Source organism: Sinobaca qinghaiensis (assembly GCF_003610495.1).
GTDB classification, from domain to species: domain Bacteria; phylum Bacillota; class Bacilli; order Bacillales; family Marinococcaceae; genus Sinobaca; species Sinobaca qinghaiensis.
On sequence record NZ_RAPK01000006.1, the window covers coordinates 752,254 to 765,852 of the forward strand.

Annotated in this window: 14 protein-coding genes; 8 read left to right on the top strand and 6 right to left on the bottom strand. The window is 45.8% G+C overall.

Features of this window, described 5'->3' with window-relative positions:
- Positions 1 to 31 precede the first annotated feature (31 nt).
- The gene (locus ATL39_RS03995) at positions 32 to 958 is read right to left on the bottom strand and encodes a prenyltransferase (protein WP_245960909.1); all 927 of its coding nucleotides are present in this window, start codon (positions 956 to 958) and stop codon (positions 32 to 34) included.
- A 156-nt stretch (positions 959 to 1,114) separates the two neighbouring features.
- On the opposite strand from ATL39_RS03995, the gene ATL39_RS04000 reads away from it, so the two are divergent.
- The 7 genes from ATL39_RS04000 (at position 1,115) to ATL39_RS04030 (ending at position 6,917) form a co-directional block, all read left to right on the top strand.
- Positions 1,115 to 1,606, top strand: a complete 492-nt coding sequence (locus ATL39_RS04000) for a C40 family peptidase (protein WP_120191974.1) — start codon at positions 1,115 to 1,117, stop codon at positions 1,604 to 1,606.
- Positions 1,607 to 1,670: 64 nt separating this feature from the next.
- The gene (locus ATL39_RS04005; protein ID WP_120191975.1) at positions 1,671 to 2,546 is read left to right on the top strand and encodes an SMP-30/gluconolactonase/LRE family protein; all 876 of its coding nucleotides are present in this window, start codon (positions 1,671 to 1,673) and stop codon (positions 2,544 to 2,546) included.
- 179 nt (positions 2,547 to 2,725) lie between these two features.
- Positions 2,726 to 3,679 carry an ABC transporter permease gene (locus ATL39_RS04010; RefSeq protein WP_120191976.1) on the top strand — a complete coding sequence of 318 codons (954 nt, stop codon included), beginning with the start codon at positions 2,726 to 2,728 and terminating at the stop codon, positions 3,677 to 3,679.
- Complete coding sequence (locus tag ATL39_RS04015) at positions 3,669 to 4,622, top strand: iron chelate uptake ABC transporter family permease subunit (protein ID WP_120191977.1); 954 nt, start codon at positions 3,669 to 3,671, stop codon at positions 4,620 to 4,622. The genes ATL39_RS04010 and ATL39_RS04015 overlap by 11 nt, the downstream gene beginning before the upstream one ends.
- Positions 4,616 to 5,374: an iron ABC transporter ATP-binding protein gene (locus ATL39_RS04020; RefSeq protein WP_120191978.1), complete on the top strand. Its 759-nt coding sequence runs from the start codon at positions 4,616 to 4,618 to the stop codon at positions 5,372 to 5,374. The genes ATL39_RS04015 and ATL39_RS04020 overlap by 7 nt, the downstream gene beginning before the upstream one ends.
- Before the next feature lie 100 nt (positions 5,375 to 5,474).
- The gene (locus tag ATL39_RS04025) at positions 5,475 to 6,452 is read left to right on the top strand and encodes a siderophore ABC transporter substrate-binding protein (RefSeq protein WP_120191979.1); all 978 of its coding nucleotides are present in this window, start codon (positions 5,475 to 5,477) and stop codon (positions 6,450 to 6,452) included.
- Between the two features lie 138 nt (positions 6,453 to 6,590).
- Positions 6,591 to 6,917, top strand: a complete 327-nt coding sequence (locus ATL39_RS04030) for a hypothetical protein (RefSeq protein WP_120191980.1) — start codon at positions 6,591 to 6,593, stop codon at positions 6,915 to 6,917.
- A 68-nt stretch (positions 6,918 to 6,985) separates the two neighbouring features.
- Here the strand turns inward: ATL39_RS04030 and ATL39_RS04035 are convergent, their stop codons facing one another.
- From ATL39_RS04035 to ATL39_RS04050, 4 genes are all read right to left on the bottom strand, one after another.
- Entirely contained in the window at positions 6,986 to 7,381 is a 396-nt protein-coding gene (locus ATL39_RS04035) for a disulfide oxidoreductase (RefSeq protein WP_120191981.1), read from the bottom strand.
- Entirely contained in the window at positions 7,374 to 8,054 is a 681-nt protein-coding gene (locus ATL39_RS04040; RefSeq protein WP_245960910.1) for a DsbA family protein, read from the bottom strand. The genes ATL39_RS04035 and ATL39_RS04040 overlap by 8 nt, the downstream gene beginning before the upstream one ends.
- 75 nt (positions 8,055 to 8,129) lie before the next feature.
- Positions 8,130 to 9,821, bottom strand: a complete 1,692-nt coding sequence (ilvD, locus tag ATL39_RS04045; protein ID WP_120191982.1) for a dihydroxy-acid dehydratase — start codon at positions 9,819 to 9,821, stop codon at positions 8,130 to 8,132.
- Positions 9,822 to 9,936: 115 nt separating this feature from the next.
- The gene (locus ATL39_RS04050) at positions 9,937 to 11,328 is read right to left on the bottom strand and encodes a DUF2254 domain-containing protein (RefSeq protein ID WP_120191983.1); all 1,392 of its coding nucleotides are present in this window, start codon (positions 11,326 to 11,328) and stop codon (positions 9,937 to 9,939) included.
- A 172-nt stretch (positions 11,329 to 11,500) separates the two neighbouring features.
- Between ATL39_RS04050 and ATL39_RS04055 the strand changes: the two genes are divergently transcribed.
- Entirely contained in the window at positions 11,501 to 13,039 is a 1,539-nt protein-coding gene (locus ATL39_RS04055; RefSeq protein ID WP_120191984.1) for a BCCT family transporter, read from the top strand.
- 42 nt (positions 13,040 to 13,081) lie between these two features.
- Here the strand turns inward: ATL39_RS04055 and ATL39_RS04060 are convergent.
- The coding region (locus tag ATL39_RS04060) for a phytanoyl-CoA dioxygenase family protein (RefSeq protein ID WP_211326964.1) at positions 13,082 to 13,599 on the bottom strand (518 nt) is incomplete at its 5' end.

The window sequence follows — 13,599 nt, forward strand, 5'->3', positions numbered from 1 at the left end:
CGCCGGGCTGCCCGGCGGGTTTTATGTGCTTTTAAATAAACAGGCCGAGCCAGATCGCTGCAGCCATTGCAAGAAGAAGCAGCCATTTTTCATGCTGAGTCACCTGCTGAACATCATGAACATTCATTTTCCAGACCAGCAGCAGGGAAAGGCCAATGAATATTAAAGATCCGGCAGCAGCCCATATCCGGTCACTTCCGATCCAGAGGGCGCAGCCGGCAGCCAATATTAAATAAAGCAGTGCAGGGGCTTTCGCCGCAGCCGGTCCAAACCGTGAAACTGCCCATACAACGGTTGTATTTTTTACAGGAGAGGCCTGGCGGTCTGCTTTCTGGTCCGGAATATGATGAACCATTACCCAGGCCAGGCATAAAAGAGCGTTCACCGCTGCGTTCTGGTAACCCCATTCCGGAACGGTTCCAAGAATAAGCCATGGACCGGCGAGTCCCAGAACAAAAATGGAAGGAAACAGGCTCAGCCATTCCCCGGCCAGAGGAGTGTAGCTGAACTGAAAAGGCGGAAGCGAATAAGAAGCAGCGGCCCATACACCAACAACCAAAAGAACAGCAACAGGAATAAATCCAAAAATAGCAGCAACCGCTGCGGCAATTAACAGAAGGCCGGCAAGTGCTTTTCCAAGCGTTAATAGAGCATCAGGGGAAATACGTCCTTCCTGAATCACCCGGCTTCCTCCAGAGAGCAGAGCAGGGCTCAACGTGTCTGTTCCGGAGAGGTGATCGCTGTAATCATTAAAAGCATGCGTTAATACGCCGTGCACCGCAAACGCTCCTGCCAATAAAAAAAGCATAGTAAAAAATAAAGTAGAAAAAGAAAAAGCATAATAAATAAATAACGGAAGCATGGTAGACAGAACAGCGACCGCACTGGAGGAAACAACGGCTACTGCCCTCATAAGCTGAAGAAGTAACTGGTAGATAGAAATCGAACGAAAGTTCAACAGCGGTCAGCCCTTTCCGGGAAAGTGGTAAAAACAGCTTTTTTCCAGTATGAAGGAGAATGGATGCAGTTTAAAGCAAAAAGAGAAACCAGTTTGATAGAAATAAAAGAAATAGTTGTATTATACTGGAAAGATAAATAAAAAATAAAGGAGCATATGATGTCCCGTTATTTCGTGATGATATATGCAGCAGTCTTTCTCGGGCTGGCAGGCTGTTCCTTTGAAGCAGAACCGCCTGCAGACTGGAGTCAGTCAGACCGGGAAAGCGTAATCGAAGCCGCAGCTGCACAAATTGGAAACACAGAATATGAATTTGGAGCCGGCAGAACTGAAGCAGAGCGGGAAGAAGGTATTTTTGACTGCTCAAGCTTTGTGCACTGGGCATTTGAACAAGAAGGAATGAAGCTGGGGTCCATGCGTGGAGTCACTACGGATACACTAAAACATAAGGGTGAGCGGATTTCTCCGGAAGAGATGCAGACCGGGGATCTTGTGTTTTTTGATACGTACAAAAAAGACGGTCATGTAGGCATTTATATAGGAAATGGAGAATATATCGGCGCTCAGGAAAGTACGGGAGCTGCAGTGGAAAGCCTGGAGGAAGGCTATTGGAGCAGCGTATTTAACGAGCATGTCAGACGCATTTAATATAAAGGTTTAGCAGAAAGGGAGAGGGGAACATAAACAAAAAGAAGGAAAAGGGTGAAGTGTTATGAAAACAGCAGAATGTGTAGTCGATGAAAAGGCAGAACTGGGGGAAGGGCCAAGCTGGAATGCAGAGCTTGAGGTGCTGTACTGGGTCGATATCGAAGGGAAAAAACTGATGATATATGATCCGGCAGAAAATAAAAACGAAACTATCCCGCTCGATCAGTACATAGGAGCCGCAGTGCCCAAACGGGACGGCGGTCTTATATTGGCCATGCAGCATGGGTTTTATGAATTTGATTTAAATACTAAGCAATTAGAAGCGATTCATGATCCGGAACAGCACAAGCCGAATAATCGTTTTAATGACGGCAAGTGCGATCCATTCGGCCGTTTCTGGGCAGGCACAATGTCTTTTGACCAGGAAGAAGGCGAAGCCTCTCTTTACCGTCTTCATTCCGATCATTCGGTGTATACTGTCGTAAACAATTTAACTATTTCCAACGGCATGGCCTGGTCGGAAGACGGCTCGTTAATGTACTTTATCGATACGCCAGCGAAGACAATCTATGCGATGAACATGGATCCGCTCACAGGAACAGCGGACGATCCGGAAGTTGCATTTGTCGTGCCGGATGAAGAAGGGCCGCCGGACGGGATGACCATTGATTCCGAAGGAAAGCTGTGGATTGCCCACTTTGGGGAAGGGCAGGTGATCCGCTGGGACCCTGAAAGCGGAAACGCTCTGGAAAAAATAAAAGTACCTGTCTCTGTTACGACCTCGTGTACTTTCGGGGGAAAAGACCTCAAAGATCTGTACATTACGACAGGAAGCTCTGCTTTGGATGACGAACAGAAAAAAGAACAGCCCCAGGCAGGCGGTCTTTTTAAAGTCCGTGTTGATGTAAAAGGAACACCTGCTCACTATTTTGGAGATTAAAGAAAGAAAAGCTGCCCCCCGGGCGGCTTTTTTTTAGGTGTTTTTTCAAAAAACACCTGACCGGTTATTGACAGGCTGTAAAAATGCGATAGAATGAAAAGTGTTCCTAATTGATAATGAATATCATTATTAATAAAAAAGAATACAGAATATGGTCTGTACGTAGAAAGTTTGATGGCATGAAAATATGGTACTTAGTTGTCGCATTGATTGTTTTATCTTTTGTTTCTTTATTTATTGGAGTGAGTGATCTAACTCCGCTTGATTTGTTCACCATGACCGAGGATCAGTGGCAGACACTGACGGTAAGCAGAATACCCAGGCTTGCGAGTATTATTATTGCCGGCATGAGCATGAGCATCTGCGGGCTGATCATGCAGCAGCTGACGAGAAATAAATTCGTTTCTCCAACGACAGCGGGAACGCTTGATTCCGCCAGCCTCGGTATTTTAGTATCACTGATGTTTTTCACGGCCGCAACCCCGCTTTTTAAAGCAGGCATCGCCTTTTTATTCGCTTTGGCCGGCACGTTTGTATTCATGAAGATTCTGGAGAAAGTCCAGTTTAAAGATCCTATTTTTATTCCGCTCGTCGGTTTGATGTTTGGGAATATTATTGGATCGGTAACGACCTTTTTCGCCTACCGGAATGATCTTATCCAAAATATGAATTCCTGGATGTTCGGCGATTTTTCCCTGATCATCGGCGGCCAGTATGAATTGATTTATCTGGCCCTGCCTGTACTGCTGCTGGCTTATTTTTTTGCCAATCGTTTCACGGTAGCGGGGATGGGGGAGGAGTTTGCGGTAAATCTTGGCTTGAATTACCGCCAGGTCATTAACATCGGGCTCATTATTGTAGCGATGGTCACATCCGTGATTGTACTTATTGTAGGGGCTATCCCTTTCCTGGGATTAATTATTCCAAACATCGTCACCATATACTTAGGAGACCATTTAAAGAAAAGCCTCCATCACACTGCTCTGCTCGGAGCCGTTTTCGTATTGTTCTGCGACATTCTGGGCAGGCTGATTATCTTCCCGTATGAGATATCTATAGGCCTTACCGTTGGTGTGATAGGAAGTGCTGTATTTATTTACCTGTTAGTGAGGAGAAGGCATTATGGGCTATAAACCAAAACTCGCCATCCTTGCTGCATTAGCTTTAGTTCTGATTGTCTTGTTTATGGTAGTGGGAGCCAATGGGAATTGGGACTATATTCTCCCCAGCCGCGGGAAAAAACTTTTCGCGATTGTATTAACAGGTGCGGCTATTGCTTTTGCCACGATGGTATTTCAGACAATCACCAACAACCGGATTCTGACACCAAGTATACTGGGGCTCGATTCTTTGTATATGCTGCTGCAGACTTCCTTTATCTTTTTTCTCGGCTCCACCAGCCAGGCATTATTAAACCGGGAGCTGAACTTCCTGCTTTCCGTAGCAATGATGGTGTTTTTTTCGTTTGTTCTTTATAAATTGCTGTTCAAGCGGGAAGGACCGAATGACATCTATTTTTTACTGCTTATCGGTATTATCTGCGGTACCTTTTTTTCCAGCCTGTCGTCGTTCATGCAGATGGTGATTGATCCAAACGAATTCATGACGATTCAGGACCGCATGTTTGCAAGCTTCAATAACGTAAACACAGACATTCTCTGGCTGTCTGCGCTGCTGCTTTTACTCTGCAGCCTGTATTTTCTCCGCTTTTCCAAATACCTTGATATTTTGTCCCTCGGCCGGGATCATGCGGTAAATCTTGGAGTACCGTATGACCGTGTAGTCAAAAGGCTTTTGATTATTATATTTGTCTTGATTGCGATTGCTACCGCGCTGGTCGGTCCGATGACGTTTCTCGGGCTTCTTGTAGCTAACGTAGCACACGAATTTTTGAAAACATATAAACACGGTGCCCTTATTATCGGTTCCGTATTAATCAGCATAATTGCTCTTGTCGGCGGACAGTTTATTGTCGAACGAATATTTACTTTCTCCACTACGGTCAGCGTTATTATTAATTTTATCGGCGGCGTCTATTTCATTTATTTATTACTGAGGAGGAATAAAGCATGGTAGAAGTACAGGGCATTACTAAGCAGTATGGTGGAAAAAACGTCATAGAAAACATTTCGCTGAAAATACCGAAAGGGAAAATCACCTCCTTTATCGGGCCGAACGGAGCCGGAAAAAGCACCCTGCTTTCCGTTATCAGCCGTTTGATCAAAGCGGATGAAGGAAACGTATGGATTGATGACAAAGAAGTGAGCACGTGCAACAGCAATGAACTGGCAAAAAAGGTATCCATTCTTAAACAGGCCAACTCCATTAATATCCGTCTGACCGTAAAAGAATTAGTCTGTTTTGGACGCTTTCCCTATTCGCAGGGTCGTTTGAAAAAAGAAGACTGGCTTCATATAGAAGAGGCGATTGAATACATGGAACTCAAGGATATGGAAGATATGTACCTTGATCAACTGAGCGGCGGTCAGAAACAGCGTGCGTTCATTGCAATGGTCATTGCCCAGAACACCGAGTATATCCTGCTCGACGAGCCTCTCAATAACCTGGATATGAAACATTCCGTCCAGATTATGAAAGTGCTGCAGCGCCTCGTAAAAGACCTGAATAAAACGGTGGTTATCGTCATTCACGACATTAACTTTGCCTCCTGCTACTCCGACTATATCGTAGCCCTGAAAGATGGCCTGGTGATCAGCGAAGGAACGAAGGAGGCTATGATGCAAAGTGACGTCCTTAAGAAAATTTACGAAATGGAAATGCCGATTCAGACGATCAACGACAACAAAATCTGTGTGTACTTTTCCTAAAATCTGCGAGTCAGGAAAAGCCGGAAAGGGGGAATACTGAGCGGGCTTGTAAAACATAGTTGAAAAGTTCATGCACACATACTATACAGGGGGATATAAAATGAATAAAAACATATTTTTAGTTATGATGCTTGCTTTTACAGCAGCGGTTACGGCAGCATGCGGAAGCGGATCGGCAGAAGAGAACAGCGGAGAAGATAGTGCAGAAGAAAGTGAAGCCTCAGGAAATTCATCGGAAGAGATAACCGTGACGCATGAGCTGGGAGAAACCACAGTAGAAGGCACACCGGAAACCGTCGTCGTATTTGATTATGGAGTACTTGATTCTTTGGACAAGCTCGATATTGAAGTAGCCGGTGTAGCAAAAGACAGTCTGCCTTCCTACCTGGAAAAGTATGAAGGAGACGATTATGAGAATGTGGGATCGCTGAAGGAGCCGGATTTTGAGAAAATTAATGAAATCGATCCGGATCTGATCATAATCTCCGGCAGACAGGCAGAGGCTTACGAAGAGCTTGAAGGGATTGCTCCTACGCTTTATTCAGCTGTAGATGCTGCCAATTACATGCCTTCATTCGAAGAGAGCATGAACAATCTTGGCCAGGTATTTAATAAAGAAGCAGAAATAGAAGAAGAAGTTACGGCCATCCAGGACCAGATTGAAGAAGTAAAAGCGCAGACGGAAGAAACCGATGGAGAAGCGCTGGTTGTACTTGCTAATGACGGCAGCCTGAGCGCGTTTGGACCGGGGTCCAGATACGGCCTGATCCATGACGAGTTCGGATTTACCCCGGCTGATGAGAATATTGAAGCGGACACCCGCCACGGCCAGAACGTATCATTTGAATACGTTGCAGAACAGGATCCGGAACATTTATTTGTAGTGGATAGAGGAGCCGTTGTTGGAGGAGAATCGTCTTCCGAACAGGTGCTTGATAACGAATTAATGCAGGGAACGCAGGCAGTAGAGAACGACAATGTAACGTATCTTGATCCGGAAGTCTGGTATTTAAGCGGCGGCGGATTGACCTCCGTTTCGATGATGGCAGATGAAATCCAGGAAAGCGTTTCTGAATAACAGCAAAACTGAGTTCTCTCTGAGAGCTCAGTTTTTTGATTTTTTCAGATAAGAAGTATGATAAACTGAAAAACAGCTGTTTCCAAATAAAAGGGAAATACATATAGGAAACGTAAAGCCGAAAAGGGGAGAAGAACTTTGGTACTGGAAGAATTTATTATTTATTTACTGGTTTCTTTAGTAATTTTATTCTTTATTTCTCTAGGTTTTAGAAATAGGAAAAAAGTAGATGAAGGGTATATGTTTAATTACTTTCGGCTCTCTTATCGCAGAAAAATGATAAGAACGATAATTATGCTTCCCATTCTGGCACTTATTTTGTTTATTGTTTATCTTGCAGCGGATTGGGATGTAATAGTGATTGTCATTCTTTTATCAGCGCATTTTCTATTGTCTATAATACAGCTGCTGTATAATTACTATCAATGGAAGACAAAAGAAAAAGGAACGGAATCTGTGGAATAGCGCGGCCCCAACAAATAAACGACATGAAAAAGGAACCCTCTGCAATAGAAGGTTCCTTTTTGTATTGCTTATTTTTTGGAAAGCAGCAGTGCTGCTGTGATGATAGAAAAAGCGGTAAATGCTAAAAGCGGGATCGTAATAAACCCAAGCATATTAATATATTCACCGGAGCATGGCACGCCATCCGAGCAGGAGGTGAGGCTCGCGAAATAGGGAATTTTCTGCTGGGCATAATGAAAGAGGGAAGCGGCGATTCCCAGTACAGCAAAGGGAAGCGCATAAATCTTTACGGCGCGGTCCTCCCGGAATAAACCAATACCGAGCAGGACGGGCAGGGGATACATTAAAATTCTCTGATACCAGCACCACTCGCACGGTACAAAGCCGCGGACTTCACTGAAATATAAGCTCCCGAGTACCGCCGAAATAGAAACAATCCAGGCAAGGAGAATTCCCTTACTCATTCGCTGCTTCCTCTACCATGTCGCGCAGTTCCTCAAACGAACCGCCCTCAAACTGTTCACCGTTTACAAACAGCGTAGGCGTGCTCTGTACACCGAGTTCAGAGACATAGTCAGTATCTGTTTCAAGGGCATCTTCATATTCTTCAGCCTGAAATGCCTCTGACACCTGTGAAGCTTCATCTGCTGATACGATTTCTTCCAGAATGCTGTTTAGGCGTTCTTCTGTGAAAAAGTCCTGGGACTCGGCTTCCGGATCCTGTTCAGTAAACAGGCGGTCATGAAATTCCCAGAACGTGTCATTTCCAAGCTCTCCGTAAACGGTTTCGGCATAAAGTGCCGCACGGCTGGAATCCACGTTTAAAAATGGGTAATTCATGTAGGTGAAAGAAGCATCACCGGTTTCTACGAGCTCCTGTTCAATCATAGGAACCATGGATTCATGAAAATTTTTGCAGGCCGGGCATTTATAATCGCCGAACTCTACAATAGAAACGGCATTTTCTTCTCCCTTGACCGGCTGCCCTTCCAGGTCAATGTCCCCGGAAGCGGAAGGTTCAAGGTTACCAACAAATAGAATGGCTGCCATTACTACAGCAAGCGCAGCAATAATAACGATAAGAAGCTTTGGCGAACGTTTTGATTTAGTAGAAGCGGATGTCTTTTTTTTAGCCACTGCATGTCTCTCCTTTTACAAAAGGAAAGGACCGCCAGAAAAACCATCCTCTGACGGACCCTGCCATTTAATATATTACAAATCCAAATCGGTGACGGCGCCTTTGGCACTGCTTGAAACGAGCTTAGCATACTTGGCCAGCGTACCGATTCTGGCCGGCAGCTCAGGTGTTGTCCAGGCTTTCTGGCGCTTTTCGAATTCTTCGTCTGTAATCTTAAAGTTAATCTCCTGTGTTTCGCTGTCTATCGTAACGATATCACCTTCCTGAAGAAGGCCGATTGGACCGCCGGTGTGTGCTTCAGGAGCCACATGGCCGATAACGAATCCGTGCGAGCCGCCGGAAAAACGGCCGTCTGTTAAAAGGGCGACTTTGCCGCCGAGTCCGCGTCCGACGATCATAGAAGTAATGGAAAGCATCTCAGGCATACCCGGTCCGCCTTTTGGTCCTACATGGCGGATAACGAGAACATCACCTTCTTTAATGTCATCATCCATGATTGCTTTTGTTGCATCATCTTCTGAATCATATACGCGTGCAGGGCCTTCAAAGCGGCTGATTTTCTGGCCGGACATTTTGGCTACAGCGCCTTCCGGAGCAAGATTCCCTTTTAATACGACAAGCGGGCCGTTTGGTTTCAACGGATTATCAAAGGCGCGGATGACGTCCTGTCCTTCAGTGAGGTCAGGCGCGTCTGCCAGATTTTCAGCAAGCGTTCTGCCTGTAACGGTCAGACAGTCGCCGTGAAGCAGCCCATTTTCCAAAAGAATTTTCATTACGCCGGGCACTCCGCCGACTGCATAAAGATCCTGCATAACATAGCGGCCGCTTGGTTTTAAATCAGCGAGGTGCGGAACGTGTTTACGTACTCTTTCAAAATCATCATAGGATAAATCAACTCCGGCAGAATGAGCGATGGCAAGCAGGTGAAGGAAGGCATTGGTAGATCCGCCGAGCGCCATAACGACCGTAATCGCATTTTCGAACGCTTCTTTCGTCATGATGTCTTTTGGATAGATATCCTTTTCCAGCAGCTGAATAACGAGCTCTCCAGCCTGCTGGCATTCTGTTTCCTTATATTTGTTGATAGCAGGAGTAGAAGAAGATCCAGGTATGCTCATACCAAGTGCTTCTACTGCGGCTGCCATTGTATTTGCTGTGTACATGCCTCCGCACGCGCCGGCGCCGGGACATGAGTTACATTCCACCTGATGAAGCTCTTCATCATTGATGATGCCCTGCTGGTGCTGTCCTACGGCTTCAAAGGAAGAAACAATGTCTACGTCTTTTCCGTTCAGTTTTCCCGGCTGAATGGTGCCGCCGTATACATACACACTTGGAAGGTTAAGACGGGCAAGTGCAATCAGGGAAGCCGGCGTCGTTTTGTCACAGCCGCCGATTGCTACAACCCCATCAAGGCGTTCAGCGCTGGTCACGGTTTCCATAGAATCTGCAATGATTTCACGGCTTGGAAGGGAATAGTGCATGCCTTCGTGGCCCATCGCAATACCGTCAGATACAGTAATAGTATTAAATATCATGGGAGCACCGCCGGCCTGGGCAGCGCCTTTTTTTGCTTCCCGGGCAAGGCCATCGATATGTATATTACACGGGGTGACCTCGCTCCATGTGCTTGCGATACCAATCATCGGTTTTTTAAAGTCTTCGTCTTTGAATCCTACAGCGCGGAGCATGGCACGGTTTGGCGTGCGGTTCGCACCTTCGCTGATTACTTTACTGCGGATACGGAGGTCTTTCTTATCTCCCATTTTTATACATCCTCTCTCATCTGTTGTCAGAAAACTATGGCAATACTACTTATCATACTAGGAAATGCCGGAACTCGCAATATAGAAAAAGAAGCAGCCGGCCGGCTGCTTCTGGTTATTCGTTATCTGGAGTCAGGCGCGCACGTAGTTCTTCTTCGAGGCTTCTGTATTCTTCACGCTTATCCGTTGTCTCAGATATACTGCGAAGACTTGCATAAAATCTTTTTTCGTTGTGTTCAAATACAAACGGACTTATATAACCGCGGGCAATCATTGCTGCGAAGTTCCAGCACATATCATGATTTTCTCCGGCTACCGATTCGGTAAGAAGCGCTAAAGCTTCCAGTACATCATTGGTAATGATTGGATCTGACTTTGCATAAATACTTATATGTGCTAAAGCAGCATATAGATAATAATCAAACGATTCATCTTCAATAATAACCCGCAGATCATTATTCGTGTCCGTCAAATAAGGAGTGAAGCGGGTGATTTTGGAAATGGAGAGCAGCAGGTCTGTAAGCTGGTAAATAGCGTTGGAAGCCGTGTTAGGATCATCGTTTCCAATTGACTTGATCGCTATTTCTTTTAGTTTGTTAATACCGAACTCAATATCCTGAACTTCCGTTTTCTTTGACCCGAGAAAAATAAACCGGCGCAGAGCGTTTTCATCAACCGGTGTGTTATCTTTTTTCCAGTAACTTACAACAGGAATGCCTTCGAGCACAAAATCACCGATTCGCTTTTCCAGTTTCACGACAAGGTTATGGTCTTCCGCGTAGGAAACCATCCGCCGGTAATCGATAATCTGTACAAAGCCGGCACCGTCCGCGGCGATGTACATTTTGTCCGTTTCCGGCAGTTCATCGACGGAGGTGTTCGGTTCCTTTGTGCGGTAGGGTTCAAGATCCTGCACTAAAGTAGCCAGAATTCGTTCCTGGGATTCATTTTTCATGTTAAGCGTCAGGTTAGGCACCTGCATCCAGTTTACTGCGTGGTTTAGAAAGTAAATAAAAGTAGCAAGCCCAAGAAACATAAAGATAATCGTTAAGGTAGGGAAAGCAACATATGTTTCTACATTGGCGTCGATCAGGAAAAACGCCATTAAAATAAATACAAATACTAAGTTAAACATTCCCAGAACATGCTGGGTCCGTTTATCTGCTACAAACGTAACGAGCATCCGCGGCGTAAACTGGCCGGAGAAGTTCGTAAGTACGACGAGAATAGAGTTCAGCGTAAACGCGTTCAATGTAATACTCCCTGCAATAAGGGAACTTACAATTGTACTTGTCTGAGAGTAGCCTGCTGAGAAAAAGGCAGGGGCTGACTCCCCGTACTGACTGGAAATATCGATCCAGTAGGCTATTCCAGCAATACCTATTCCTATAAGTGCATATATGACGCAGATAAACCAGAGGTTTGATCGTAATTCATATTTTAATTGATGTGACGATAAGCTTAAGAGCTTACGAATTGGTCTGGGCATAAAGCGTTGTATGTTCATATATCATCCCCGCATTCTATTTTTAGTGCAAAGTGTACTGTACCACTTTCTACAGAATTTTACACTCCAAATTGTAAAAGGAAATGCAAAAGATAAATTTATTGACGGAAAAAGCCGTATCTATTACGATAGCTCATTAGTGTTTAGAATAGAGAGAGAAAGCGGGAATAGAATGAATACAAAAAAATCTTCATCCATGAAGCAGAATGACTGGCCGGTTATTGGAGTGAGCGGCGGTCTGCTCGTGTTGTTTATTATTGCCTCGGTTTGGAATCCGGATGCGGTTGGAAGTTTCGTAAACGTTACTTTCGGATGGGCTGCAGCCTGGTTTGGCGGATTTTGGCAGCTTCTGCTGCTGGGTACGTTTATTACAGCGTTATACTTAGCATTTTCTACATATGGAAAAGTAAGGCTGGGAAATAAAAATGCTCCGGAATTTGCAACGGGAAAATGGCTATCTATTATTATGTGTACCCTGCTGGCAGGAGGCGGTGTCTTTTGGGCAGCGGCTGAACCTATTTATCATTTTATGGAACTTCCACCAGTATTTTCGGGAATAGAAGGGTCTTCTATGGAGGCTGCTGCTCCGGCACTTGCCCAGAGTTATCTGCACTGGGGCTTTCTTGCCTGGGCGGTACTAGGTACGCTGAGTACTATTGTTTTAATGCATGCCCACTATGAAAAAGGCATGCCTTTGAAGCCAAGATCGTTACTATATCCAATATTCGGCAGGGGAATTGCGGAAAAAAGCTGGATCGGATCAACTGTAGATATCTGCTCTATTATTGCTGTAGCAGCTGGAACAATTGGACCTATTGGATTTTTAGGAACGCAGGCAGGATATGGTATGGAAACGCTTATGGGTATTCCTAATGAGTATCCGGTCCAGCTGGCTATTATTGCCGGCCTGGTTATTGTTGCTTCCATTTCCGCGGTAACAGGAGTCCATAAAGGCATTCAGTGGCTCAGCAGCTTCAACGTCTGGTTTACAGTCGTTCTTATCGCAGCGATTCTGCTGGCCGGGCCGGGCGGCTTTATTATTGATATGTTTATATCTTCGTTTGGAGTGTATGTTCAGGAGTTCCCACGCATGGCGACATTTCGGGGCGACGATGACTGGCTTGGGCTTTGGACTATTTTTTTCTGGGGATGGTTCCTCGGATACGGACCGATGATGGCTATCTTTATTACCAAAATATCAAGAGGAAGAACGATACGTCAGCTCGTGTTATCAGTGGCGGTTATTGCCCCGGTAGTAACTAATTTTTGGTTTACGATTGTAGGAGGAACGGGGGTTTTTTACGAACTGAACAGGCCCGGCTCTGTATCGGATCCATTATATGAAGGAGGGATGCCGGCTTCAATGATGGCGATTGTTCAGCAGCTTCCATTAGCAGGTGTCCTGACATTTGGTTTTCTTCTCGTTACTATTTTGTTTGTTATTACTACGACTGACTCGATGGCCTATACGATTTCCATGGTAGTTAGCGGTAGAGATGAGCCTCATTCAGTTGTCCGCGTTTTCTGGGTAGCGGCAATGGGCGGGGCAGCAGCCTGTCTTCTATTTATTGGAGAAGGCAGCGTAGATGCCCTGCAGTCTTTTATTGTCGTAACGGCTGTTCCGGTTTCTATTATTCTGCTGCCGACACTGTGGCTTGCGCCTCGTGCAGCAAAACAAATGGCGGAAAGCCAGGGTATTTATAAAAAATAATAAAAAAAGACTGCTGCGGGGAGGTCAACCGCAGCAGTTTATTTATGATTTTGTTTTTGTTTTAGAGGTAGTAGTGGATGGGATATCTGTTAGTTTCTCTGGTTTTGGTGTGATGGGCTGAATGTTCTCGCGGTTCGCCAGGAATTCCGGACGCGGCGACTGGCCGGAGAACGGGTGGGTGAGCTTGTTTTCGATGGAGTTGAATACAAAGAACACGTTGCTGCGCGCATACGGGGAAATGTTCCCGGATGAGCCGTGCATGGTGTTGCAGTCAAAGAACAGCACGGAGCCGGCCGGGCCGGTGGCGCGGTCGATGCGGCCGCCGGCCTTGTCCACGAGCCAGCTCATGCTGTCGTTGTCCGGCACGCCGCTTTCCTGCTTCTGCAGGGACGACTTGTAGTTGTCCTTCGGCGTCTCGCCGGGGCAGGAAATGTACCATTTCTGTGAGCCCGGTACAAGCATCAGCGGGCCGTTGAACTCGTAGTTGTCGGTCAGCACAATCGAGCAGCTGACCGCGCGCATGTCGGGCATGCCGTCTTCGACGTGCCACGTTTCAAAGT